Below are 25206 nucleotides of genomic sequence, written 5' to 3'. Positions count from 1 at the left end.
GAACTGTCACACTACTTTCCCTGACTCTTTATGAGCCACTCGTAATTTTTCTATGTGTGTCTGGTAATAGTCCTAGTTACTATTCCCTGCCCTCTGATTAACAATTAGAGCATAGTGAAAATGATAGAGAGGAACTTTCATGGACGTATTACTAATCGAAGAGGACCTACATCAATCAACACTCATTGGTAGCATGCTTGAAGCTAATGAGGGGACACGTGTATGCGTTGCACACTCAGATGTCGATGCGTTCAAAAAGATCACTTTACAAGGCTTCATTCCAGATTTAATCGTTTGTGACGGCGTTGAAATGCTCTATTACCTCTCAAAGGCAGTGCCTAATGCTAGCTATGCTATTCTCAGCGCAGCAAACGATGATGTGCTCGAATCTGCGGTAGATGCAGCGCACGGGTGCGGTATTGAGCACATGAATGTCTATTCCACACCGCTCTCACCATCACAAGCGGAACAGTTAATCAATATGTCAGTGAATAGAGTGGCGCATTAGCTTCCTTTTATCTCCACAACCATATGCTTAATTTTTATCCCTTTGGAGACTGACAGCTAGCAAATCCAAAACCACAAACTAACGAAAGAGCAGCACCTAGATAAACTAGTGTCAACGCCATCTCTAGCACGGTCCTTCATATATTGGTAGTGGAAGATAACGAAATAATGCGTTCTTTCGTCCAATATCAATTAGAAAAATTGGCAATAGGAATCTATTCACGCCTTGCCTGAAAACTAACAGAGCTAGGTTTTAAACTACCGACGCACATTACGAAATAATTGCAGTGATGACTTCAATTAGATGACTATCCTCGTTGGAGTTCGATACAACAGTCTTCAATTGAAGGTCAATAAAGTCGCTCCACTCTTCCATGACTTTTACGCGTGGACCATAAAAATTATCTCTATAGTATGCTGCTCGCACACTATTGCTATCAATATGGGAGAGGCATGCCTCTACAACGTGGCTAGGGACCAAATCTTCGTGTAACTTTGTACTGCCTATGCTTCGCGTGCCGTGTGCTGTCATCTTGCCTTTGAGGTTCAGGTTATTTCGGATAGCATGACCTACTGTTCCAGCCCCAATACAACCTGCTTTTGAGTTTCCAGGAAAAAGATATTTTTCATCTGGAAAATACTTGGTAACAAATGTGAATATTCTAATTGCGCTTTCCGTGAGGGGAATACAGTGTTCAGAGTCATTTTTGAGATTTGCAATAACAAGCTTGCGCTCAGCAAGATTAATATTTTCATGCTCACTACTCGCTGCTTCACCTGGACGTAACAACAAATGTAATTGCCAAAGAAACAACAAAAATACAAGTATCGACGTATTCGAATGAACAAAGCCATTGATCAATTCGCCCACTTCTTCTGGCTTCATTGCAGGATAGTTTTTAGACTTTGGCTTTCTAAAGTATTCCTTCAATTTATCGGTTTCTATCGAATCCACCAAGCCGCCTTTAACAGATGCGTAGTTCAATATAGTGCATATAAGCACCAGAGCTTTGTTTCTTACATTGCCTGATTCTATGGTGTTAAGGGCATCCCAAATAACATTTAAAGTAAGAGACTTTAAGGGAGAGCTACCAATAATCTTTGCCAAATGGTTTTCTACTATGCCTGTTTTATCTTTTATGGTGTTTTTGGCCCAACGCTTGGGGTTTTCAGAAAAATAATGTTTACAATAATCACTAAACGTGACGTTCCCTGCATACTCTATGGATTCTATAACGCCACTTTTGACCAACCATGGGTCAATACCATTGTGCAAAGCTTGGTGATAATGCTGAATCTCTTTTCTTGCATCGGCAATGCCAACAAACGGGTAAGATCCGATACGCATATAGGTGTCTTTCCCATTAAAAGGCTTCCTGTAGCGAAACTCCCAGTGGGCGTTTCCGTTTGCTTCTGCACAAATATAAAGTTTATTTCCGTCATTGACCCTCTGCACTTTTCCGAAGAACTTGGAGTCAGAAATTAATCTCGCAATTTTTGTTGTACTGAGCTTGTTAATCGCCATCTCTAACCTCTCATAAGTAATGAGAGACCAAGATAAACTCATAGGCAAACATATTGGAAGGCTTGTTGCTGCAATAGTTTCCCATAGACGCTATAGACGGAAATATTTGTATTTATTTAGATAGATCGATAACAGAACAACGAGAGATATGCATGCTCCACCAAGACATCAATCTCACCCTTTCGTTAAAAAAACTGGATCGATTGTAAGCTTCTCGAACTCTATTTTTGTCTGAATGCGATAGTGCAGCCTCGATAACGTGTGTATCAAACCCTTGCTCATGAAGGGTCGTACTTGCTAAAGAACGTAAACCATGAGCGGTTGTTCGATTCTGAAGTCCTAATCTATGAAAAGCTTTGTTTATCGATTCGGTATGCGCATGAGTTATGCGATCACTTATAGCCGGAAATATAAACTCACATCCATCGCTGTAAATGCGTTGCTGCTCCAGAATCTCGATAGCCTGGTCTGTAAGTGGTACTTTATGAACTCGATTGTTTTTCATCCTTGATTTAGGGATAGTCCAAACACGAGCTTCCAAGTCAATGTCTTTCCATTTAGCTGTAGCAGCTTCGGCAGATCGAACCATGGTATGCAACTGCCATTCAAACATCAGCTTTGTTGAAGGTCTCATCGTTGAAAGCGCGACAAGCCTCAGTAACTCAGGAAGCTCACTTGGTTCCAAAGAAGCTACATGCTTCACTCTAGGCTTCTGGAAGACTTCACCAATCCCATGTAAATTGTGACTCGAAATAATTCCGAGATTGACTGCATGATTCATGACTGCCTTTAGAAGTTGAATGCACCTCTTGATAGTTTCAAACTTACGTTTTTCAGCAAGAGGCCTAAACACGCCGATTGCAACCGGCGCTGTTACCGACTCAACAGGCATGTTACCCAACTTCGGCATTACATGAATTTCAAGCTTACGTCTAATATCCTGGAGTGTTTTAGGCTTCAATTGCCCTTCCTTGCTCTCAAACCAAGACTCAAAAACCAACTTCAAAACGTTCAATCGAGCCGCTTTCTTTTCTAATTCAATCCTTTGACGTTCTACTTGAGGGTCTACCCCATCTTTCAATAAATCTCGGTACTCAAGTGCGTTTTGCCGAGCATCAGAGAGCGAAAGAGACGGATATGTTCCAAGAACAATATAGGTATCACCGCCTGTGGGTCTCCTGTATCGAAATTCCCATGCGTGTTGACCACGCTGTTTTGCGTGAAAATAGAGACCACCGCCATCACTGAAACGTTGGCTAATTTTATTTTTAAGGGGTTTTAAAGCGCGAACTTGCGCTGAGGATAGCTTACCTTTTGCCATTTTCGACCTCCGAAACTGTATAGAGTTGGACAGTAAAAAGAGATAGATCTAGCTATATACAAAAATTAATGTAACACATTGAATGTTAGGTGATTCTAGGTTTAGAAAAAACAAAACATGCTTCCCTAAAAATGATTCAATCCTAAACAATATTGCTCAGTTTTGTATATTGCTGCCGGCGATATACATTAAACAATACTAATTTCTATACATCAAATCGGAGACACTATAGACATCGATAGACATTACTGAAAGGTAAGTTATTGATTAGAAACGAAAAAAGACGCCCATGGACGTCTTTGATCTTGAATGTGGCGGTGAGTGAGAGATTCGAACTCTCGAAGGGTTGCCCCTTACACACTTTCCAGGCGTGCTCCTTCAGCCACTCGGACAACTCACCGAATTTGATTGTTAACTGTGTCAGTCAACGAGGCGCTAATTTAATGATTTGTGGGCGGTTGGTCAAGTAGAAATCAGTGCTTTTTAGGTGGTTTGCGGTTGTTTGGACAATTATTGTGTAGTTCGATGAAAATTGAGGCATTTAGGGCAATTTAGCAGTGCAGTTGGATTTAAAGGCTTGCTACACTATGCAAAACCTTTTTTACGGATAGCCATTTTGGATTTAGCACAAATTATTGCTCAGCCTGAGCTGGAAGATCGCCTTCTTCCTTATCATCAAACCCTTGGATTTATCACGGCTATGGCAGCTGCGCCTAATGTTCTTGATCCTGCTGAATGGATTGCCTACCTATGGGGTGGCGAGGAAAGCGCTCCTTTCACCGATGGTGAGCAGTTGGAGTCTTATCTAGAAGCGGTCATCAATGCTTGGAATGCGGCGCGCCCTGCGCTGTTTGAAGGCACCTGGCAGTGGCCTGTTGAGTGTGATCTTAGCGATAAAGAGATAGTGACAGAAGCGACTAAAGAGTTCTGTGAAGGATTGCTACAAGGCTGGCAGTTGGCTCAAGACGATTGGCAGACGCTGATGCCTCAAGATAGCCAAGATAACGCCCTATTAGGCGGTGTATTGCTGTCAATTAGCATGCTTTATGATCCTGAGACGTCACTGGCTACGCTTTCTGAAGAAGGCATGAATGGCCTTGATCAGTTTGCTGAGATCTTTAATGCCATGCCGGCAATGTTGTGTGGTTTAACACAGCGTGGTGCGGCGTTGGCGGAAGCTCAGTAGAGTTAGGCTAATAGCCAAGTGTTGGTGTTGCTAAGGTCCTAGATAAGCTGCGCTTTCTAGGATGACGAGACCCACTACGCTTGATTACCATAGCTATATAAAACAAAACCTCGGCATCTGCCGAGGTTTTTTTATTGTTAGTGCTACATTTTAGTTAGGCGTTGCCTTTGACCTTAATGTTTAACTGCTCTGCGAAATCTAGCATGCGATTTAGTGGGATAAGTGACTTCACCCGCACGGCTTCATCAACGAAGATTTCGTGCTCTGCTCCGCCCTCTTTCAATGCTGATTCAATCGCTTTAAGACCATTCATTGCCATCCAAGGACAATGAGCACAGCTACGGCACGTTGCGCCTGCACCTGCTGTTGGTGCTTCAATAAGCTCTTTTTCAGGTACTAGCTGTTGCATCTTAAAGAAGATGCCTTTGTCTGTTGCTACGATCAGTTGCTTGTTAGGAAGCTCCTTCGCCGCTTTGATCAATTGGCTAGTAGAACCAACCGCATCCGCCAACTCGACAACACTTGCCGGAGATTCAGGGTGCACTAGGATAGCGGCGTCTGAATAGACAGCCTTCATATCTCTCAATGCTTTTGCTGAGAACTCATCGTGTACTACACACTCGCCGTTCCAAAGTAGCATCTCTGCGCCTGTTTGGTTAGCGATGTAAGAACCAAGGTGACGATCTGGACCCCAGATAATTGGCGTACCTTCTGCGTCTAAATGCTCAACGATCTCCAGAGCAATACTTGACGTTACCACCCAATCAGCGCGCGCTTTAACAGCGGCAGAGGTGTTAGCGTATACCACTACAGTATGATCAGGGTGCTCATCACAGAACTTAGAAAATGCCTCTTCTGGGCAGCCTAAGTCTAGAGAGCATTCTGCTTCTAGGGTTGGCATCAAGATGGTTTTCTCAGGGGTGAGGATTTTCGCTGATTCGCCCATAAAGCGTACACCGGCAATGATCAGAGTCTTTGCAGAGTGACGGTTACCAAACTTGGCCATCTCTAGAGAGTCGCCTACAAAACCGCCGGTTTCTTCGGCAAGTGCTTGGATTTCTGGATCGGTGTAGTAATGGGCAATCAGTACCGCATCTTTCTGTTGAAGAAGGGTTTTGATGCTCTCCTTGTAAGCCTGTTTCTGGTCTTCGCTCAGAGGTACTGGCTTAGGAGGAAATGGGTAAATTGTTGGTGCTGTTTCTAATATTTGGCTCATTGCAATGCTCGGGCAACTTCCTTTAACTTCGGGCATTGTACACTGCTTTGAGTGTGCTTGCCAAAAGCAAAAAAGCTCAGCAAATAAATGCTGAGCTTAACGATTATTAATTGTAGTTATTTCAAGTCAGACAGCTTCTTCTTAGCTGAATTTGCTGACGATGTATTCGGGTGCTCATCAACCGCTTGCTGATAGTATTTTTTCGCTGCGCTAGTGCTGTTATTTCTAGCAGCAATATCCCCTAACTTAACCAGTGCATCAGCACGTTTGTTTGAGTCTTTATACGCAACGACAGCAGCAAATGCTTTCGCTGAATCTACGTCTTTCTTCTTCGAAAAGTAGAGCTGTCCTAACCAGTAGTTCGCATTAGGCGAATACACTGATTGAGGGAAATCTTTCTTAAACTGCTCCAATGCAACGGTCGCTGCGTCGTAGTCTTTATTCTTCAAGATCAAATCAACGGCGCTTTGATACGCTTGTTGCTCGTCTTGATTTGAAGAGTATTTACCGGCTGGGGCTGACTCGGCAGGTTGTGCTGGGGCTTGTTTGACTTTGGCTAGTTCAGAACGAACTTTGTCTAGCTCAATAAACAGCTCTCGTTGTCTATCGATAAGCTGACGCATTTCGTGGTTGTTACGTTCTAATTCACCACGTAACTCACTCACATCAAGAGACATCTCGTCGACTTGCTGCTGTAAGTTGGCTTGTACTCGGTTGCTGTTTCGTAGCAGACGCTCCAAGCGCTCTGTCTCGGTTTCTTTAGCGCTAGATGACGACGACTTAGAGGTCGAGGCACTGCTAGAGTTGAGATCAGAAACGGGAGCCGGTGCGGCGAATGAAACACTCGCCGCACTTGCTAGTAACGTAAGCGCAACTGCTCGCTTGTAGTTACTGATCATGTTTACTTCCTAAGATTAGTAAACTAGAACCGCACGACGGTTTTTCGCGTACGCTTCTTCAGATTGACCAAGCTCTAGAGGCTTCTCTTCACCGTAGCTTACGATTGAAAGTTGGTCAGCTTGAACGCCAGATGCTTGAAGGTAATTAGAAACTGCGTTAGCACGACGCTCGCCTAGTGCGATGTTGTACTCAGGAGTACCGCGCTCATCAGCGTGACCTTCGATAGTTACTTTAACGTCTGGGTTTTCGCTTAGGAAAAGAGCGTGTGCAGATAGCATCTCTTCGTACTCAGAGCTGATAGTAGAGTTATCGAATGGGAAGTAAAGAGTCGTGTTTTCACGTAGCGCTTTCTCAGCCATTTCACGCTCTTCAGCTAGCTTCTCTTCTTCAGTCATTGGAGAAACAACAGTTGTATCTGTAGTTTCAGTTGCGTTCGCTTGAGCTTCTTGGTTAGTAGTTTGAGCATCAGAAGCGTCAGTTGCTTCGTCAGTAGAACTACAAGCTGTAACAGCTAGAACAGGTAGTGCGATTAGCAGCCCTTTAAAAACCTTGTTAAGTTGCATGTTAAGTTTTCCTTATTGTATAAAAAGTAACGTCGTTACAAAAACGGTGACCAGGCGGGTGCTCTTACACGCCCATTGGTTGCTGGTAGTCTGGCTTTAAACCGTCCATCAATTGAAACCATCGATAGCACATTGTTTTTATTATACATTGAGCTGTATATCACCATTCCTCCATTTGGAGCTATGCTCGGAGACTCGTCTAGTAGTGTTTTTGTTAACACTTGAACGGCTCCGGTCTCCAAATCCTGTTTTGCCAAATTGAAACCTGAAGAAGACTGATTCACCATAATCATGAAACGTCCGTCAGGAGTAATCTGACCACCCAAATTTTGGCTACCCTGCCACGTCAATCTCTTCGATGCACCGTTACCTAAATTTACTTGATAAATCTGAGGCTTACCACCTCTATCAGAGGTGAATATAAGAGATTGACCATCAGGATGCCAAAATGGTTCTGTATTATTTGATCTACCACGAGTTATCTGTTTCAACTTACGTGATTCCAAGTCCATGGTGTACACCTGAAGGCTGCCTGTTTTTGACAATACCAAAGCGATAGACTTGCCATCAGGAGAGAATCGAGGTGCGCCATTGTGACGAGGGAACGAGGTTAGTTTCTCTCGCTTACCCGTGTAGATGTTCATTAAGAAAATTTCAGCTTGGCCGTTTTGGAAGCTGACATAAGCAAGCTCTCTACCATCTGGAGACCATGCTGGAGACATCAAAGGCTGTTTAGAGCGTAATACTAAGCGCTCGTTGTAGCCGTCGTAGTCTGCGATACGTAGCTGATATGGGTAGTTGTCTTTGTCATTTACCACAACGTAAGCAATGCGCGTCAAAAATGCGCCGCGATCGCCTGTCAACTGCTCATACACTAAATCAGAGATACGGTGAGCGTATTCGCGTAAACGTGGACCAGGAACAGTTGCTTGCTTATTAAACAAGATATGATCTTTAGACAATACCAAGGTGCCGTCTTGCAGCGATTTAGCCTGACCATCCGTCAATGCTCCGCGTACAACATCAATCAGCTTGTATTGAACCTTGTATTTGCCGTCTCCTGCATCAGTGATCGTGCCGGTCAGTAGCGCATCAACACCCATTGATGTCCAAGCTGAGTAGTTAACGTCTTTATCTTCGTAAGGCGTCTGTGGCATTTGATTCGTCGCCACTGGACTGAACTTTCCGCTACGCTGCAGATCGGAAGCTATCACCGCCGACACATCGTGTGGCAGTTTGCCAGGGCCGTCCCATTTAAATGGAACAATGCCAATTGGGCGCGCAGAGTTGACGCCTTCGGTAATGACCAATTCCAATGAGGCATGGGCTACGGATACCCCCATGCTGCACATCATCAATAGACTTACAAATAATCGTTTAATCACCAGGTTTTCCTTCTTAAGGTGCAACGGTTAAGTTAATGCTCTTCAATTTATCAATAGCAGCCTTGTCGCTTGGTAGTGGGAAGCTCCCTACTTTTGAGACTGCTACTTGCGCCGCACGACAGAGCCCTGAATCTCCAGATAGGGTTCTTAGGTCGCTTACAATGAAGTTAGAGCCTGTGTTGAGCAATCGCAAATTCACTCGGCACTCTTTTCCTCTAAAGGAGTCATCTAGCAATAATTCTCGTTGAATCATTTGCTTATAGATTTCACCCATTCGGGTTACTTCATCGGTAATCGCTCTGCTACGAGCTGTTGAGTTCGTTTGTTGTTCTGCTTCAAGGCCAGAGAATATATCGCTCAGCGCTGCTTCTTGCTCTTTGCGCTCTCGCTCAAGTTGCGCAAGGCGTGCTTGCTCTTGCTTGGCTTTCTCAGCAGCTTCTCTCGCGGCCTTCTCTTGAGCTAGTTTTTCTTGCTCAGCTTTGCGCGCTTTTTCAGTGGCTTCTTTAGCGGCCTTTTCTTTGGCTACCCTATCCGCCTCTGCTTTCGCAGCTTCTTTTTTCGCTTGTTCAGCAGCTTTCACCTTAGCAAGACGCTCTGCTTCTGCCTTTTTAGTCGCCTCTTCTTTTTTCTTGCGTTCAGCTTCAGCAACTCTAGTTCGCTGTTCTTCTTCTTTGCGCTGTTTCTCTTTTAACTGGCGCTGCTTCTCAGCTTCGCGCGCTTTTTTCTCAGATTCGGCTTTCTCTTGAGCTAAACGACGAATGCGCTCTTCTTCGGCCTTTCGGTTCTGCTCAAGTTGCTTGCTTTGCTCTTGCAATTTGCGAATGCGCTCTTGCTCAGCCTTTGAGGCAGCCTCACGCTCTTGGCGAATCTGCTGAGCCTGCTTTTGAATAGCATTAGGGTCAATGACCACCGCCTCCACCATATTGGGTGTAGGTTCTGGTTTTGACATATTGAAGTTAGTTCCCCAAATCAAAGCTATCACCAGAAGCAAGTGTACTGCTGCTGAGATGATGAGCGATCTAGTGAACTTTTTATCTTGTTTCATCGGTTATTGGAATCTATCCCTTGATATCCGTCAGCAAGCCAACCTTGGCTATACCCGCTTGCCCTAGTTCATCAAGAACCAGTACTACCTCAGCGTATGGCGTGGCGGCATCACCACCCACCGCAACAGGTGCATCGGGTGAAATAGCGCGCTCTGCTTTAACTCGAACAATCACATCTTCAATGCTCATGCCACGTTGCACTTCTTCATCATTAACACTGAGGCCTAGCTCGCCGTCAGCGGTGATTTCAATAATGATAAAGCTCGCTTCGCTATCACCTGCAAGCTCTGATGCAGGTGTCGCGCTATGTGTTTTTGGCAACTCAACATCCACACCTTGAGTAACAAACGGCGAGGTCACCATAAAGATAATCAGCAGAACCAACATGACATCAATGTAAGGAACTACGTTGATCTCTGCCGTTAGCTTGCGTTTTTTAGGTTGATAACCCGCCATTGATTAGTTCCTGTCGCTCATCGCTTGACGGTGCAAGATAGCGTGAAACTCTTCAGAGAATGTCGCGTATGAGTGTTCTAGCTTGCCAACACGGTTGCTAAGGCGGTTATAGAACATTACCGCTGGAATCGCAGCAAACAGACCCATAGCTGTCGCAATCAAAGCCTCAGCGATACCCGGTGCCACCATAGCCAGCGTTGCTTGCTTAACCTGACCTAACGCGATGAAGGCATGCATGATGCCCCATACGGTACCAAACAGACCGATGTATGGGCTGATAGAACCTACTGTCGCCAAAAATGGCAGGTTAGTCTCTAGGTTGTCGACTTCTCTTGCCACCGATACACGCATCGCTCGCCCAGTTCCTTCCATAATGAAGTCTGGTGAGCCTGCGTTTGTGCGGCGAAGACGAGCAAACTCAGTAAAGCCTGAGTAAAAAATTTCTTCGATGCCTGATAAGCGGTCTTTACGCGCTTTTACTTCTTGATATAGCTTGCCCAGATCTTTGCCTGACCAAAATTTATCTTCAAAACGCTCGGTATGAGCATGAGCCTCAGAGATAACCTTGCTGCGACTGATGATCATTGCCCATGAGGCTACCGACATGCCAACCAAAGTGAGCATCACCAGCTGAACTAATAGGCTTGCTTCTAGGATAAGATCAATAAAATTGATTTCTGCGGACACTTTACGATAACTCCGTGATCATGAAACTTGGTATGGCCTGAGGCCTCATATTGGCGGTATTGATACATGCTACCTTAACCATAGCTTTGCACAATACTCTGCCTTCTAGATTGACTATCTCCTGACAAAAATCGAGAGATGCGCGTTTTAATTGAGCAATATGTGTTTGGACCGTCAATTCTTGGTCGAGTTTCGCACCTTTTAGAAAATCGATATCCATATGTCGAACCACGAAACCTAAATTCTCTTGAAGCAACACTTCTTGTGACACGCCAATGCTTCTTAGCATCTCTGTTCGTGCGCGCTCGAAGTACTTCAAATAATTGGAATGATAAACAATACCACCCGCATCCGTATCTTCGTAGTAGATTCGTATTGGCCAAGTGAACGGCGCTTTATCGGTCGACGACATGCCCTAGGTCCCTGATTTCTTTGCCTGTAATATACACAATGTAACTTTTTATTTTTTAGGCAACACGTTTTTTTTGATGCATGCACGGCTTTCGTGAGCTAAGTGGCCAAAATTTGACTAATGTCGCAATATTTGGATACATTCTTAGGGGTTTGGTTGGTTACCTATTTGGTTTGTGCGAGCTAAGGTCCTGACTTTTGTCAGGATGACGTTTATCACCTTCCACATAGATAGAACAAATCCTTTATAAAAAAGGCCAGGGCTGGAAATCAGCTCTGGCCTTTTTGAATGTCAACTAAGCTTAATCTTGCTTATCGTTATCCATCATTTCTGTGTGCTCTAGCCATAGAGCATTGATGATGCCGAAAGCACAAGCTAGCAACACACCCAAAATCCAAGCGAAATACCACATATCTTGTCCCTTCTTAGTAAAGTGAATTCTTGTTTTCTTCGATGAACTTGTCATCTAGACGACCAAACATCTTGTAGTAGGTCCAGCTGGTGTAAGCCAGAATTACTGGAACCATAACAAAAGCTACTGCCGTCATAAGATTAAGAGTCAGTTCACTAGAGGTAGAATCCCACATAGTTAAGCTGTGTGCCGGGTTAAGGCTTGATGGCATAACGAATGGGAACATCGCAAGGCCAGCTGTAAAGATAACGCCAGCGTTGCCCAAGCTTGAGAACAAGAAAGCAAAACCACCCTTCTCAGCGCGGGATGCAAGCAGAGCAAGCAATGGCATAGCCACACCTAGCGCTGGCGCTAGCCAAAACGCTGGATATTCAGCAAAGTTCTTCATCCAAGCGCCCGCTTCTACTACTACGTCTTTAGCAAGAGGATTCGAAGCGCCATTGTGGTCGATTTGACTTGTAATCACATAGCCGTCCATGCCTTGAACCCAGAAACCGCCAAGAACAAAGAGTACTGCAGTCGCGATACCAGCAATTTGAGCTAGGTTACGAGCGCGCACATGAATGTCTGATGTGGTTTTCATCTGTAGCCATGTTGCGCCTTGCAGCAGTATCATCGACAAGCTGACTAAGCCACATAGCAATGCAAATGGGTTTAGTAGTCCGAAGAAGCTGCCATGATAGCTAGACATCATGAATTCATTCAGCTGGAACGGTACACCTTGCAGTAGGTTACCAAAAGCAACACCGAAGATAACCGGTGGCACGAAACCACTGATAGAGATACAAATATCCCACGTCTTACGCCATTTTGGCTCTTCAATCTTAGAACGGTAGTCCAAGCCAATTGGGCGAAGCCACAACGCAGCAAGGGTCACGATCATCGCGAAATAAAAGCCAGAGAACGAGGTTGCGTACACTAGAGGCCATGCGGCAAACAGAGCACCACCCGCGGTAATTAACCAAACTTGGTTGCCATCCCAATGGGGAGCAATAGAGTTGATCATGACACGACGTTCGTTATCCGTTTTACCTAAGATAGGCACAACCGCACATACACCCATGTCAAAGCCGTCAGTGACTGCAAATCCGACGAATAACACGCCGATCAGCACCCACCATATAAATCTTAAAACTTCGTAATCAAACATAATTACACTCCCTTATTATGCTTCAACTTGACGACCGATTTTCGCTTTCGCTTCATCGTCGTTGTCTTGTTCAAAGTGGTAGCGACCTGTTTTCAGGCTGCTCGGTCCCTTACGTGCAAACTTCACCATTAGGTAAACTTCTGCAATCAGGAACACAGTGTAAAGTGCCAGAATTGCGGCTAGTGATGCCCATAGCTGACCAATAGTGAGTGCCGATGCAGCGACGTGTACAGGCAAGATCTCACCTACAGCCCATGGCTGACGACCAAACTCGGCAACAAACCAACCGGCTTCAATTGCAATCCACGGAAGTGGGATACCAAATAGCGCGGCTTTAAGTAGCCAAGGCTTTTGTTCGATCTTCTGACGACACGTTTGGTAAAACGCCATACCGAAGATAAACAGCATGATAAAGCCACACGCAACCATGATACGGAACGACCAGAATAGAGGCCAAACGGTCGGGATAGAATCATCAGCCGCAGCTTGAATTTGCGTCTCTGTTGCGTCAACTACGTTGTCGGTGTAACGCTTAAGAAGTAAGCCATAACCAAGGTCATCTTTCACCTGGTCGAAGGCTGCTACATTGGCGTCAGACTTGTCACCTGCACGAAGCTTTTCAAGAAGATCGTAAGCATACATACCGTTACGGATGCGATCTACGTGCTCTTCACGAAGGTCGCGAAGGCCCGTTACCTGCTTATCAATAGAACGCGTTGCGATAATACCCATTACGTAAGGGATCTTAATCGCGTAGTCCGTTTCCATTGTCTCCTGATTTGGAATACCAAATGCAGTGAAGGCTGCTGGTGCTGGCTCGGTATGCCATTCAGCTTCGATAGCGGCAAGCTTAACTTTCTGTACGTCACCAAGCTCATAGCCTGACTCATCGCCAAGAACGATTACAGATAGAATTGCTGCCATACCAAATGAGGCGGCAATAGCAAATGAACGACGAGCAAAAGCCACATCTCGTCCCTTCAATAGGTAGTATGAACTGATACCTAGAACGAACATTGCGCCGGTTGTATAACCTGATGCCACAGTGTGAACGAACTTCACCTGAGCCACTGGGTTGAAGACGACTTCTGAGAAGCTCACCATCTCCATTCGCATGGTTTCAAAATTGAACTCTGCGCCCACTGGGTGCTGCATCCAGCCGTTTGCAATAAGGATCCACAATGCAGAGAAGTTAGAGCCCAATGCAACTAGCCAAGTTACCGCCAAGTGCTGACGCTTAGACAGTCTGTCCCAACCGAAGAAGAATAAACCAACGAAAGTGGATTCTAAGAAGAAGGCTACCAAGGCTTCAATGGCAAGAGGAGCACCAAAGATATCGCCAACATAGTGAGAATAGTAAGACCAGTTTGTTCCGAACTGGAACTCCATGGTAAGGCCTGTTGCTACACCTAGGGCAAAGTTAATACCGAATAACTTACCCCAGAACTTGGTCATATCTTTATAAATCTGCTTGCCTGTCATCACGTAAACGGATTCCATAATCGCAAGCAGGAAAGCTAGACCTAAAGTTAATGGTACAAACAGGAAGTGGTACATTGCTGTCAACGCGAATTGCAATCGCGACAGATCAACGACATCTATCATAAGAACTCCTTGGGTGTCTTCCTAGACACTGGTTCAACCTAAAGCGCAAAGTTAAAAATTAACAGGAGCTGTTAAATAACTGTATCAATCATTAATTCCCTGAAAACTAACAGTTAAACAGTTGTTAAGCATCCTCTAATATATCTGTGGGTTATATTATCGGTTTAGTTTGTTGGTTTCAAAGGCTTTATTTCAGAAAGTTTCCTTGATTTGAATCAAGAATAATGAATTGAGATAGGTCTTTTATTGAGCAGAAAGAGAGCAATATGTAAGCAAGGTTAAGAAGTTGGTGGGGTTATTGTCAGACAAATAAAAGGGGCGTTACACCCCTTTAACTATTCATCAATCTTTTAGATCAAATCCAAAATGTAAGTAGGCTCGATCTGTAACAATTCGGCCTCGAGGTGTTCTTTGCAAGTAACCTTGCTGAATTAAATAAGGCTCAAGTACATCTTCAATTGTATCTTTTTCCTCACCGATGGCTGCAGCCATATTATCGAGCCCGACAGGTCCGCCGTTAAACTTTTCAATAATAGCCAGCAGTAATTTGCGGTCCATATAATCAAAACCAAGGCTATCGACATCTAACATGTCCAACGCTTTATCGGCGATGTCTGAATCGATATGTCCATCTCCCTTCACTTCAGCGTAATCTCGTACTCGCCTTAGTAAACGGTTAGCAATACGTGGGGTACCGCGAGCACGCCTTGCTACCTCAAGAGCGCCCTCTTCTTCCATCGATAAATTCAAGCAATCAGCACTGCGCTGAACAATGTGTTGTAGATCTTCAATTTTGTAATACTCAAGGCGCTGGGTAATACCAAAGCGATCTCGCAGAGGCGAAGTTAAGGAACCCGCTCGTGTGGTTGCACCAATCAGAGTAAAGGGAGGAAGGTCAATCTTAATAGAGCGCGCCGCAGGGCCCTCACCTATCATGATGTCTAGTTGGTAATCTTCCATTGCTGGATATAGCACCTCTTCTACCATAGGGCTCAAACGGTGTATTTCATCAATAAACAACACATCGTTTTCTTCAAGGTTTGTGAGAAGTGCTGCCAAATCGCCGGCCTTTTCTAGTACAGGCCCTGAGGTAGTGCGGATGTTCACACCCATCTCATTGGCCACAATATTAGCCAGCGTGGTTTTACCTAAGCCAGGAGGGCCGAAGATAAGCAAATGATCCAAAGCTTCATTGCGCATTTGAGCGGCTTTAATGAAAATCTCCATCTGACCACGCACGTGATCTTGACCTTGATAATCTTCAAGCTTCTTAGGACGAATCGCGCGATCTATCGCTTCTTCGTCTCTAAAGGTAGGATTTTCCGGTGCAATGAGTCGGTCAGCTTCAATCATCGATTACACCATCGCTCTTAGGGCTTCTTTGATCAGGGATTCGCTAGTCATATCAGGCTTGGCAATTTGTGAGATAGCTTTTGAGGCCAATTGCGGCTTGTAACCCAGCGCCAGTAGTGCACTTACTGCTTCATCAATGGCGCTTTCGTCGCTAGACAGCCCTTTATCCATTGGCGCGGCATCAGTGGCAGGAGTAAACAGATCTCCAGCGCCCCAGCCTTTAAGACGATCTTTCATCTCGACCACTAAGCGCTCGGCTGTTTTCTTACCTACACCTGGTAGCTTAACAAGCGTCGATATATCTTCGTTTTCAACACAGCTAACAAATTGACCCGCCGTCATACCAGATAAGATACCCAAGCCCAATTTAGGACCCACGCCATTGGCTTTAATCACTTCACGGAATAGAGCACGCTCATTCACGCTATTGAAACCATACAAAAGCTGCGCGTCTTCTCGCACCACGAAGTGAGTATAAATAATCGCTTCTTGGCCAATTTCCGGCAGCTCATAAAAACAACTCATCGGCATCTGTACTTCGTAGCCAATCCCACCTACCTCAATTAAAAGTTCTGGGGGCTGTTTTTCGATAAGGGTTCCACGTAAGCGTCCAATCACTGTCTATTTCCAATCACTGTTTACAATGTTATTGATGATAATAAATAACTGGACGGATAGCCAGTACTCCGGACAAATAGCTGTATTTGAGTGAAAAACTCTATGGTGTGATCGAGTAGCTGAAAAACGTCATTCCCGCATGCTTTTAGCGGGAATCTTAGGACGCACAAAGTACAAGACTGCTAACCGGGGTGCCGGCCCAGAAAAGATCTCGGCAATGACAGTGAATGAGTGAAAACTAACGGCTTAAAGCTGTAACCTGACAACTAACAGTACATTTAACGATATCGACCGCGTCGTGCTGAGGTTGCTCTTCCTGCAAGTGCCACCAGCGTTTTGTTGGTGTTGGCATGACATATTGCTACGCCTAATGCATCGGCAGCATCGGCTTGAGGCTTCGCCGGAAGCTTAAGCATTTGTTGAACCATGTGTTGCACCTGGGCTTTGTCTGCTCCGCCAGTGCCTACTACCGCTTGCTTGATAAGCCTAGCGGCGTACTCATGCACCTCTAGATCAGCATTCACCGCTGCAACAATTGCACTGCCTCTAGCCTGCCCTAGCTTTAATGCGGAATCTGCATTTTTTGACATAAAGACTTGTTCGATGGCAAATACGTCTGGTTGAAACTGAGTGATAATTTCGCTCACGCCTGCGTAAATTTGTTTTAGCCGACCTGGCAATTCTTTTTCTGACATGCGGATGCAACCGCTGCCTAGATAATATAAGTGCCTGCCATTTTGACGAATAACCCCATATCCGGTGATTCTAGAGCCTGGATCTATTCCTAAAATAATCGTCATTGATGTTTTCTATCCCTCAAACAAAAACTCCCGCGATATAAGCGGGAGTTTAGACTAGTTAGATGCGAATGTTATTCGCTTTCTTTCTTCGCAATATTCACTGCAATAGAAAGCTCTTCTAGCGCAGCTGGGTTTGCAAGGCTAGGAGCGTCCGTTAGTAGACAAGATGCATTGGTCGTTTTAGGGAATGCAATTACGTCACGGATATTCTCTGTGCCACATAGCAGCATCACTAGACGGTCAAGACCGAATGCCAAACCTGCGTGTGGAGGCGTGCCGTACTTAAGTGCTTCTAACAAGAAACCAAACTTAAGTTGCTGCTCTTCAGCGTCAATACCTAGGATGTCAAACACCGCTGCTTGCATCTCTGCATTATGAATACGTACAGAACCGCCACCAACTTCGTAGCCGTTGATAACCATGTCGTATGCATTAGAGTTTGCCGCTGCTGGGTTTGCTTTTAGCTCTTCTGCTGTTACACCAAGAGGAGATGTGAACGGGTGGTGCATCGCGTGCAGTTTACCTTCGCCATCTTCTTCAAACATTGGGAAATCAACAACCCAAAGTGGTTTCCATGCAGCTAGATCTGTTAACTCTAAATCAGTACCTACTTTAAGACGCAGTGCGCCCATCGCTTCTGAAACTACGTTAGCTTTATCCGCACCAAATAGGATGATATCGCCACTCTCAGCGCCTGTGCGCTCAAGAATACCGTTGATCACGTCTTCGTTTAGGAATTTAGCCACTGGAGATTGGATACCTTCCATGCCTGCTGCACGATCGTTTACCTTCATCCATGCCAAACCTTTAGCACCGTAGATACCAACGAACTCTGCGTAGCCATCGATTTGCTTACGAGTGAGCTTAGCGCCACCTGGTACACGAAGCACTGCTACACGACCTTTTTCGTCATTTGCAGGACCTGCAAATACCTTGAATTCAACATCTTTAAGGATGTCAGCAACGTCAACCAGCTCAAGAGGGTTACGTAGATCTGGCTTATCAGAACCAAAGCGACGGATTGCCTCTGCGAATGGCATTACTGGGAACTCACCAAGGTCTACGTTCAGTAGCTCTTGCCACATGTCGTGAACCATTTTCTCTGTGGTTGCACGCACTTGATCCGCAGACATGAATGAAGTCTCAATATCAATCTGAGTAAATTCAGGTTGACGGTCCGCACGCAAATCTTCATCACGGAAGCATTTAACGATTTGGTAGTAACGGTCAAAACCAGACATCATCAGCAGCTGTTTGAACAACTGAGGAGACTGTGGAAGCGCGTAAAAGTTACCTTTGTGAACACGGCTTGGTACCAAGTAATCACGTGCGCCTTCTGGTGTTGCTTTAGTCAGAACAGGGGTTTCAATATCTAGGAAATCGTTGTCATCTAGGAAACGACGAACAAAGCTAGACGCTTTTGCACGTAGTTTAATGCGGTCGCTCATCTCAGGACGGCGCAGGTCGATGTAACGATATTTTAGACGCTGCTCTTCAGAGTTATTTTGGTTGAAATCCAGTGGCAACACGTCTGAGCGGTTGATGATTTCTAGACCTTTAGCGATGATTTCTACTTCACCAGTCGCCATGTCTTTATTAACTTGGCTGTCAGGACGAACGCGAACTTCACCCGTTAGCTTGATGCAGAATTCGTTACGTAATTCGTTTGCCACGGCAGTAGCTTCTGCCATCTCTGGGTCAACAACTACTTGAACGATACCTTCACGATCTCGCATATCGATAAAAATAAGACCGCCTAGATCACGGCGACGGTTTACCCAACCGCAAAGTTCTACAGTTTGTCCTGCTAGGGACTTGTTCAGTTGACCACAATAATGGCTACGCATATTGAATTTCCCGACTCTTTTCTAATTACTAATAAGGTTCTATCGAGACAATAAGATCTCGACGCAATTAACCGACATTTATACTCGGAAATAGCCTTAAAATCGACAGTCAAAGCAACTTTTTATGCTTGAAAGGTTGGCTTTGCTCTGTTTTTGAGCAAACAAAGGGAAAAACAACAAGCTTAAATGCAATTGAGCTAGATTAATGACAGCTCGGTGCCTTTTCTCTAAACTTACGCTTGTCATTACTTACACACCCAGATCCCAATGAGCACAGATAAGATTTTTTCCGCTCCAATCGAAAAGATTGGCGACTTTACCTTCGATGAACGCGTAGCAGAAGTGTTCCCAGATATGATTCAACGTTCTGTACCTGGATACAGTAATATCATATCGGCGATTGGCATGTTAGCTGAGCGCTTTGCCACAGAAGGGTCGAATCTCTATGACCTTGGTTGTTCCCTTGGAGCTGCTACCTTGTCTATGCGCCGTAACATCACCACGGATAACTGCAATATCATTGCGGTAGATAACTCTTCTGCCATGGTGGAACGCTGTAAATTGCACATCAATGCTTATAAAGCGAAAACCCCTGTTGACGTTCGCGAAGCGGATATTCGTGAAATCGTAATTGAAAACGCCTCTGTTGTGGTCTTGAATTTCACGTTGCAGTTCTTATCTCCAGATGACCGTCAGGCGCTTCTTGAAAAAATCTACAAAGGGTTGCTACCAGGTGGCATCTTAATCCTATCTGAAAAGTTCATCTTTGAAGATCACACCTCTCATGAACTGCTTATCGATTTGCATCATGATTTCAAACGCGCCAATGGATACAGCGAGCTAGAAATTAGCCAGAAACGTAGCGCTATCGAAAACGTTATGCTTCCTGACAAGATTGAAACTCATAAACAGAGATTTGCTGACATTGGCTTTAGCAGCAGTGAAGTTTGGTTCCAATGTTTTAACTTCGGATCCATGTTCGCTATCAAGTAAATCCGACGTTACACGGTAATCGCTCTATAATTTGAAGATCAAGTTGATGGAGCGACTGCCGATGCGAACGATTGGGATTTTTTTATTAACGCTATTTTGTATAGTTCCTGCTGCGTTCGCCTCAAAGGGTTTACCTCCTGGTGACCTTCCCTTAAAAGTAAACACCGCCCTATTCGTTGCTGACGTAGATGGCATTGATACCTCGTCACAAAGCTTTGATATTCGCCTTTTCTATCGCTTGAGCTGGCTAGACAGCCGTGAAGCTCACCCTGGCCCCGAACCTATTACCAAAGATCTAGAAGAGGTTTGGCACCCTCAGTTTCAGATCGTTAGTCAGCAAAAGATCTTCTTTCACAACAAAGATAGCGTCACCATAACTCCTGAAGGTCAAGTATCGTTCTTAGTCGCAAGTTGGGGGGGATATTCACAGGCAATGCGTTTGAACCGCTTTCCGTTTGATACTCAAGACTTCAACTTCCATTTAGTCGCGCCTGGATACACTCCTGATGAAATTAAAATGGTGGATATAGAAGAATTCTCAGGTATTGCGAAAAGTTTGTCTCTGGCGGACTGGCGTATCCTAGACTGGTTTTCTGAAACTAAAGCCTATCGACCTTATGAAAACGACACCATCAATGTCGCAGGTATCAATTACGGCTTTGTTGCAGAGCGACTTAGCAGTTACTACATCCTAAAGATGATCCTACCGTTAGCATTAATTGTTGCTATGTCTTGGGCGGTGTTTTGGATGGACCCACTCAATGTCGCCAGTAATGTAGGTATCGCAATAACCTCTATGTTAACTTTGATTGCCTACCGCTTTTCCGCAGACACTATCTTGCCTCGTCTGCCTTATTTAACCAGCCTAGACTATTTTATTTTGGCATCGACTATTTTGGTGTTTGCCAGCCTTCTACAGTGCATTGCAACGTCTGCGCTAGCAAAGGAGGGTAAATTGGAGCTTGCCCACAGGTTGGACATTATTTCTCGAATTGCGTTTCCTGCCCTGTTCGGCATTGTGGCACTTGAAACCTTGGTATTTAGAATCTTTGTCTAATCTCAGAAGTATGATGAAGGTGCTTTCAAACTGCATGCCTAAAATATGCACAGACACACATATGCAAAAATACAAAAATCATTGCAATATGAAAATGCAATTTGCGAATAAAGTGAAAATTTAAAACTTAATCCTTATATAACAAAGGCTTAATAAATAAATTCAAAAGTTGGCACGCATACTGCATTAGTAGGAGTGATCCTTTTAAGCCAAGGATCACCTAGCCAACTGACGTTGTTAGTGAACGTAGTTTTTTGTTCACAAGAATACAAGCCGATCGCACGTTTTTTCGTGGTCGGCTTTTTTTTTGCCTGAAATTTGACTCGTTAAATAGCAGGTACAAAAAAACCACCAAGTATAAGTTGGTGGTTTTAGTATAAAGTACTTTTGTTACAAAAAGTTGTTAACTCGCAGGCAACTCTTCCACTTCATCGTGGTCTGCTAATTCCGCTTCCTCATACTCAGCCAGTTTAGCTTCTAGCTCTTTGATTCGGATTTCAGCTTCTAGCTCAGCAAGTCTCTTTTCGGCATCGCTACGGTTATCCTGACTGATGCCATCAGCAAGCACTTCATTTCGATCTGCTGAGCGAGAGTCTTCTAAGTCTTTCATAGAACCGGCAACACCTCCGGTCACGCCACCAGCAACAGCCCCCATGACCGCCAATTCTGGTTCGCCAGTTAGCGCTCCTAGTGTTGCTCCAACAAGAGCACCACCTGCCGCACCTCGGTTACGAGCAGCGTTTTCATTCTCAGCATCAAAAGCAGGAGATGAGCACCCCACTAACATCGCGATACTTAATACACTGCTCATTTTCATTAGGCTTGATTTCATTTTCTGAACTCATCAACAATTTAAATTGAGCGTAAGATACAGCTAGCTAAAGCAATAGAGAAATTAGCTCTAAGTATTGCAACCATAAGTAAAACAAATCACACCGTCAGGCCTTAATCCTTAATCATGAGGCAAAAAAACACTGAATGATTCTTAGTGTGATTTCATTTTATTGCCAAAGAATGCTCACGGCTGTTCGTTTCTGAATAAAATTGCTTCTCACACGTTGACAGTATATTTCGCATGCAATAGAATTCCACACAATTCGTACCTATTACGCAAAAAAAATAGCATTCAACAATATAAGATACCGACCATGAAAAAAGTTTTGCTAGCAACACTTATTACTACATCACTTATTGGCTGTGGTTCTTCGTCATCTTCCTCAACAACAGAAGAGCCGGAGCACTGTTCAGTAAATACTGAAATGGAAATAGCGGTAATGGATGTCACTACTACATACATGCTTACTTATAACGAATGTAATGACACGATTGAGTTTACAGTTGATGAATCTAATGAGTTAATTCACGTTGCATCGTACACTCACACATACACCCTCGGTCACTCAATGGATGTACTCAATCACAAAACCGATATTGGCTGGATTGAGTATGAAATCACCGAAAACTACGTTTGGGTAACACACCCAACAGACGGTGAGTGGATGGTGTATCCAGATGAGTCTATGTACCAAAATGTAGTTGACCAAGCTAACCAACTACTCATTGATACTCAAGAAGCTACTCTTAGTTACTAATCTACCAACTAGGATTATTTGTTTATCCGTCACCATGGGCATAAAAAAACCACCGAGATTAATCGGTGGTTTTTGTTTCAATCATGAGAGGTTAAGAAACCTCTAATGGCCCACCAAAGGCAGTCACTGGAGGTACTTCGCCTTTGAACTTCTCGATATTCACCAAACACGTATTGGCTGATGTTGCCTGTGCCAACTCTGATGATGGGATGTCTTGAGTTAGGGTGTTTGGATCGCCATAAGTATCTATTGCGCCAATCTTCTCATTGAGTGGTCCATACCATGCCCCTTCTTCAATTCGAATCACACCCTCTGGGTAGTGGTCACTTACCACTGCCCCAGCAAGAAGCTGTCCGCGATCATTAAACACGCGAATCAAATCACCATCTTTAATGCCTTTTGCTTTCGCATCATTAGGATTTAGGTAGCAAGGTTCACGTCCCTGTACCGCATATGTTGCGCGGAACTCTTCAGATTCACACATCTGTGAGTGAAGACGTTTATCAGGGTGACAAGACTGTAGCCAGAACGGATGTTTATCAGAACCTGGTCCGCCGTGGGAGCGCTCTGATTTTTCAAACCACATTGGGTGTTCTTGGCAATGTTCGTAGCCATAACGCCCAATTGTACGGCTGGTGATCTCTATAAAGCCCGATGGGGTACCTAGCGCACTAATCTCTGGGTCTTCACGGAAATCGGCGTGACGAGTCCATGGTTGCCCCTTACCAAAGTCCAGGAAGCCTTTCTCCCAGAATTCTTCAAACTCTGGCAGGTTGAACTTAGGGTTAGATGCCTTACAGCCATCATATAGACTCTTCACCCATTCCATTTCTGACATACCGCGCGTGTAGTCCTTTTCACGGCCCCAGCGAGCGGTAAGCTCTGTCATGATGTCAAAGTCAGTTTTAGACTGGAATAATGGGTCTACTAGCTTATGCATGGCAACGAGACCACGACCTGAGTATGCACCATAGCCGTCAATATCATTGCGCTCAAACTGAGTACAAGCTGGCAGAACGATATCTGAGAATCGACAAGTCGCTGTCCAAGCAAAATCAATGGTCACCATGGTTTGAAGGTTTTTAAACGCCTTCTTCATATTGTTACGATCTTGGTGGTGATGCCAAGGGTTGTTACCACTAATCACCATCATTTTGTAAGCAGGAAGGGTGACCTCACTACCATTGGCTTGAATTTTCTTACCAGGTTCTAGCAAACAATCAATCCAACGGGCAACGGGGATAACGCTGCTATAACCGTTGAAGTCCTTGTTGGTGTACTTAGGCTCTTGGCCGGTATCGATGTTTAGAGGGTAAGAGCCTGGCGCGCCAAAGCCTGTAGAGGAAACGCCAATACCAGAGTAATGGTGGCCATAAGATACACCGCCGCCTGGCAAGCCAATTTGGCCAATCATAGAGGCCAATACTGCTCCCATCCAGTAAGGTTGCTCACCATGCTCTTGACGCTGTATACACCACCCAAACAAGATTTGAGTACGGCCGCTCACTAGCATACGAGCAAATTCACGAATCTTATCTGCAGGCACACCACAGATTTCTGCTGCCCACTCAGGTGTTTTCTCAACCTTATCTTTGGTTTCACCCATCATATAAGGAACAAACTCATTGAAGCCGAGACAGTACAGTTCGATAAATTTCTTGTCGTACAGCTCTTCTTTATACAGGGTATGAGCCATACCTAACATGAAGGCCACATCTGTTTGTGGATTCACATACAAATGCTCATTGCCAAGGTATTGCTGAGTCTTGTTTTTCACCGGATCCACCGAGATCACATTGATCTCTTTCTTCGCGACCTTCTCTTTTAGTTGCTCAAGATACTCAAACGACTCATGGGTTTCACAGGTCCAACCTACCTGAAGGTTCTTAACTGGATCATTTGCCCAGATAATGATGTTGTCACTGTTCTCTAGGATAAGCTCCCAAGAAGTACCTTGCGCATACACCTCAGTAGAACCAAGCACATATGGCAATATCGTTTGACCAGCACCAGTAGAGTAATCCCCTACTTTCTTCACCGAATAGCCATGCAAACCAATAGCACGCTGCATGTGGTTGTTACAGCTGTGCATTTGGCCTGTTTGACGCCAACCTGTTTGACCTGCATGTAGCGCCCAAGGACCGTAGTCTTTTTGAATACGTTCAAGCTCTCGATAGAAAAGATCCAGGGCCTCATCCCATGTCACGCGAACAAAGCGGTTATTACCGCGCGTATCTGTCGCGTACTTATGTTTCTTCAACCAATCTAAGCGAACCATTGGATAACGGATACGTGATGGGCTGTAGATAATACCCTTGATACCATTTAGCATCTCAGTCGGGTATTTATCCACTTCTAGTGGCTTTATCTCTTGAACCTTACCGGCCCACACTCGAGCACGAAAAGCGCCCCAGTGAGATCCCGACGTCTTCCATACACCTTCTGTTTCTGAAGCGGCGCTAGCGGAGCTTGATACTAATAAGCTTGGACCAATCACTGATGCTGCAGCACCTGATGCCCCTAAACCTTTCAGAAAGCTTCTTCTTGATAATGACATTATTTCTCTCCGTCCAGA

At 44.7% G+C, this 25206-nt stretch carries 24 protein-coding genes and 1 tRNA gene; 5 read left to right on the top strand and 20 right to left on the bottom strand.

Annotated features, from left to right (window positions below):
- Positions 1–139: 139 nt before the first annotated feature.
- Positions 140–508, top strand: coding sequence for a response regulator (locus OCU46_RS05325; RefSeq protein ID WP_141272237.1), 369 nt, complete (start codon positions 140–142; stop codon positions 506–508).
- A gap of 270 nt (positions 509–778) precedes the next feature.
- On the opposite strand, the gene OCU46_RS05320 is transcribed toward OCU46_RS05325, so the two are convergent.
- The 3 genes from OCU46_RS05320 to OCU46_RS05310 all read right to left on the bottom strand — a co-directional run bounded on the left by OCU46_RS05320 (position 779) and on the right by OCU46_RS05310 (position 3753).
- On the bottom strand, positions 779–2032 hold the full coding sequence (locus OCU46_RS05320; RefSeq protein ID WP_167495417.1) for a tyrosine-type recombinase/integrase: 1254 nt from the start codon (positions 2030–2032) through the stop codon (positions 779–781).
- A gap of 112 nt (positions 2033–2144) precedes the next feature.
- Positions 2145–3353 (bottom strand): tyrosine-type recombinase/integrase, encoded by a 1209-nt coding sequence (locus tag OCU46_RS05315; RefSeq protein WP_141272234.1) that lies wholly within the window; start codon positions 3351–3353, stop codon positions 2145–2147.
- Positions 3354–3665: 312 nt separating this feature from the next.
- A tRNA-Ser gene (locus tag OCU46_RS05310) sits at positions 3666–3753 on the bottom strand.
- 216 nt (positions 3754–3969) lie between these two features.
- Here OCU46_RS05310 and OCU46_RS05305 point away from each other — a divergent pair.
- Positions 3970–4539 (top strand): UPF0149 family protein, encoded by a 570-nt coding sequence (locus OCU46_RS05305; protein ID WP_141272233.1) that lies wholly within the window; start codon positions 3970–3972, stop codon positions 4537–4539.
- 154 nt (positions 4540–4693) lie between these two features.
- Here OCU46_RS05305 and nadA read toward each other — a convergent pair whose 3' ends face one another.
- From nadA to aspS, 15 genes are all read right to left on the bottom strand, one after another.
- Positions 4694–5755 (bottom strand): quinolinate synthase NadA, encoded by a 1062-nt coding sequence (gene nadA / locus OCU46_RS05300; RefSeq protein WP_141272304.1) that lies wholly within the window; start codon positions 5753–5755, stop codon positions 4694–4696.
- Positions 5756–5871: 116 nt separating this feature from the next.
- Positions 5872–6654, bottom strand: coding sequence for a tol-pal system protein YbgF (ybgF, locus tag OCU46_RS05295; RefSeq protein ID WP_141272232.1), 783 nt, complete (start codon positions 6652–6654; stop codon positions 5872–5874).
- A gap of 15 nt (positions 6655–6669) precedes the next feature.
- Positions 6670–7218 carry a peptidoglycan-associated lipoprotein Pal gene (pal, locus tag OCU46_RS05290; protein ID WP_141272231.1) on the bottom strand — a complete coding sequence of 183 codons (549 nt, stop codon included), beginning with the start codon at positions 7216–7218 and terminating at the stop codon, positions 6670–6672.
- Between the two features lie 35 nt (positions 7219–7253).
- Positions 7254–8573: a Tol-Pal system beta propeller repeat protein TolB gene (gene tolB / locus OCU46_RS05285; protein WP_371858851.1), complete on the bottom strand. Its 1320-nt coding sequence runs from the start codon at positions 8571–8573 to the stop codon at positions 7254–7256.
- Between the two features lie 43 nt (positions 8574–8616).
- The gene (gene tolA / locus OCU46_RS05280; RefSeq protein ID WP_141272229.1) at positions 8617–9648 is read right to left on the bottom strand and encodes a cell envelope integrity protein TolA; all 1032 of its coding nucleotides are present in this window, start codon (positions 9646–9648) and stop codon (positions 8617–8619) included.
- Between the two features lie 13 nt (positions 9649–9661).
- A complete protein-coding gene (locus OCU46_RS05275) occupies positions 9662–10105 on the bottom strand; it encodes an ExbD/TolR family protein (protein ID WP_141272228.1) in 444 nt (147 codons plus the stop codon).
- 3 nt (positions 10106–10108) lie between these two features.
- Positions 10109–10792 carry a protein TolQ gene (tolQ, locus tag OCU46_RS05270; RefSeq protein ID WP_141272227.1) on the bottom strand — a complete coding sequence of 228 codons (684 nt, stop codon included), beginning with the start codon at positions 10790–10792 and terminating at the stop codon, positions 10109–10111.
- 1 nt (position 10793) lies between these two features.
- Positions 10794–11204, bottom strand: coding sequence for a tol-pal system-associated acyl-CoA thioesterase (gene ybgC / locus OCU46_RS05265; protein ID WP_141272226.1), 411 nt, complete (start codon positions 11202–11204; stop codon positions 10794–10796).
- A 301-nt stretch (positions 11205–11505) separates the two neighbouring features.
- The gene (gene cydX / locus OCU46_RS05260) at positions 11506–11616 is read right to left on the bottom strand and encodes a cytochrome bd-I oxidase subunit CydX (RefSeq protein ID WP_141272225.1); all 111 of its coding nucleotides are present in this window, start codon (positions 11614–11616) and stop codon (positions 11506–11508) included.
- A 13-nt stretch (positions 11617–11629) separates the two neighbouring features.
- A complete protein-coding gene (cydB, locus tag OCU46_RS05255; protein WP_141272224.1) occupies positions 11630–12766 on the bottom strand; it encodes a cytochrome d ubiquinol oxidase subunit II in 1137 nt (378 codons plus the stop codon).
- Between the two features lie 15 nt (positions 12767–12781).
- Positions 12782–14371 carry a cytochrome ubiquinol oxidase subunit I gene (gene cydA / locus OCU46_RS05250; RefSeq protein WP_141272223.1) on the bottom strand — a complete coding sequence of 530 codons (1590 nt, stop codon included), beginning with the start codon at positions 14369–14371 and terminating at the stop codon, positions 12782–12784.
- A gap of 342 nt (positions 14372–14713) precedes the next feature.
- A complete protein-coding gene (ruvB, locus tag OCU46_RS05245) occupies positions 14714–15724 on the bottom strand; it encodes a Holliday junction branch migration DNA helicase RuvB (protein ID WP_141272222.1) in 1011 nt (336 codons plus the stop codon).
- Positions 15725–15727: 3 nt separating this feature from the next.
- Positions 15728–16342 carry a Holliday junction branch migration protein RuvA gene (gene ruvA, locus OCU46_RS05240; RefSeq protein WP_017027645.1) on the bottom strand — a complete coding sequence of 205 codons (615 nt, stop codon included), beginning with the start codon at positions 16340–16342 and terminating at the stop codon, positions 15728–15730.
- 278 nt (positions 16343–16620) lie between these two features.
- Positions 16621–17142 carry a crossover junction endodeoxyribonuclease RuvC gene (gene ruvC / locus OCU46_RS05235; protein WP_141272221.1) on the bottom strand — a complete coding sequence of 174 codons (522 nt, stop codon included), beginning with the start codon at positions 17140–17142 and terminating at the stop codon, positions 16621–16623.
- A 71-nt stretch (positions 17143–17213) separates the two neighbouring features.
- Positions 17214–18989 carry an aspartate--tRNA ligase gene (gene aspS / locus OCU46_RS05230; protein ID WP_141272220.1) on the bottom strand — a complete coding sequence of 592 codons (1776 nt, stop codon included), beginning with the start codon at positions 18987–18989 and terminating at the stop codon, positions 17214–17216.
- Positions 18990–19256: 267 nt separating this feature from the next.
- Between aspS and cmoA the strand changes: the two genes are divergently transcribed.
- Positions 19257–19982 (top strand): carboxy-S-adenosyl-L-methionine synthase CmoA, encoded by a 726-nt coding sequence (gene cmoA, locus OCU46_RS05225; RefSeq protein ID WP_141272219.1) that lies wholly within the window; start codon positions 19257–19259, stop codon positions 19980–19982.
- A gap of 61 nt (positions 19983–20043) precedes the next feature.
- Positions 20044–21039: a ligand-gated ion channel gene (locus OCU46_RS05220; protein WP_141272218.1), complete on the top strand. Its 996-nt coding sequence runs from the start codon at positions 20044–20046 to the stop codon at positions 21037–21039.
- Between the two features lie 403 nt (positions 21040–21442).
- Here the strand turns inward: OCU46_RS05220 and OCU46_RS05215 are convergent, their stop codons facing one another.
- On the bottom strand, positions 21443–21871 hold the full coding sequence (locus OCU46_RS05215) for a glycine zipper domain-containing protein (protein ID WP_371858848.1): 429 nt from the start codon (positions 21869–21871) through the stop codon (positions 21443–21445).
- A gap of 316 nt (positions 21872–22187) precedes the next feature.
- Between OCU46_RS05215 and OCU46_RS05210 the strand changes: the two genes are divergently transcribed.
- Positions 22188–22631, top strand: coding sequence for a hypothetical protein (locus tag OCU46_RS05210; RefSeq protein WP_141272217.1), 444 nt, complete (start codon positions 22188–22190; stop codon positions 22629–22631).
- 91 nt (positions 22632–22722) lie between these two features.
- Here OCU46_RS05210 and torA read toward each other — a convergent pair whose 3' ends face one another.
- Positions 22723–25188: a trimethylamine-N-oxide reductase TorA gene (gene torA, locus OCU46_RS05205; RefSeq protein ID WP_141272216.1), complete on the bottom strand. Its 2466-nt coding sequence runs from the start codon at positions 25186–25188 to the stop codon at positions 22723–22725.
- Positions 25189–25206: the final 18 nt, after the last annotated feature.

The organism is Vibrio comitans, assembly GCA_024346835.1.
In the GTDB taxonomy this organism is placed as follows: Bacteria; Pseudomonadota; Gammaproteobacteria; order Enterobacterales; family Vibrionaceae; genus Vibrio; species Vibrio comitans.
The sequence above is the reverse complement of the archived record's forward strand: the minus strand, read 5'-3'. Positions and strand labels throughout refer to the sequence as shown.